The following is a 618-nucleotide window of genomic DNA, read 5'->3' as shown; positions in this document are numbered from 1 at the left end:
GTTCCTTGAATAAAGTAGTGAAAATTTCCAGCTGTTTAGCGATCTCAAAGAAATCAGATTTAAATCCGACACCGGTAAAAACCAGTAAAGGAAGAGCTGTTAATAATGCTATTTTAGAGACTTTCTTTTTCATGATTCCTGCTTTTTTCCTGCTCCACAAAATTTTTGAGCAATTCTTCGGTAGCGCGTAAGATTTTTGTATAGTCATTGATCTCCCTACCCGTGTAGATAAACATTAAGGCATAGGAGATGTCCAAATTACTGGTAACAAGATACTTATTTTTTCTATAAGCTTCCCTCATGAGGCGCTTAATTTTAATACGGTCCACTGCCCTTTTAAAATTTCTTTTCGGAACAGATACTGCTGCCTTATTAACAGCTTCAGAAGTATTCACCAGCGGAAGGAATATAAGTCGCAAAGGATACTTCTTCAGGGAATTCCCTTCAGTAAATAACCTGTCAATAATGATCTTGCTTTTGAGTTTTTCTTTCTTTCCGAAGCTTTCATCCATGTGGTAAAATTATCGATAATAAATTATCCCCGGTAAATTACCGGCCATAAAAAAACCCCTCCAAAAAGGGGCTTCAAAATTTGATTTTTAGAGATTATTGCTGCAC

General features: G+C 36.1%; 1 protein-coding gene. It reads right to left on the bottom strand.

What is annotated here, in order from left to right:
- Positions 1 to 113: 113 nt before the first annotated feature.
- Positions 114 to 512, bottom strand: a complete 399-nt coding sequence (locus HC175_RS16345; RefSeq protein ID WP_168023983.1) for a ribonuclease P protein component — start codon at positions 510 to 512, stop codon at positions 114 to 116.
- Between the last annotated feature and the right edge of the window lie 106 nt (positions 513 to 618).

It is taken from the genome of Salinimicrobium oceani (assembly GCF_012037645.1).
This window is presented reverse-complemented; position numbering and strand designations above follow the sequence as displayed.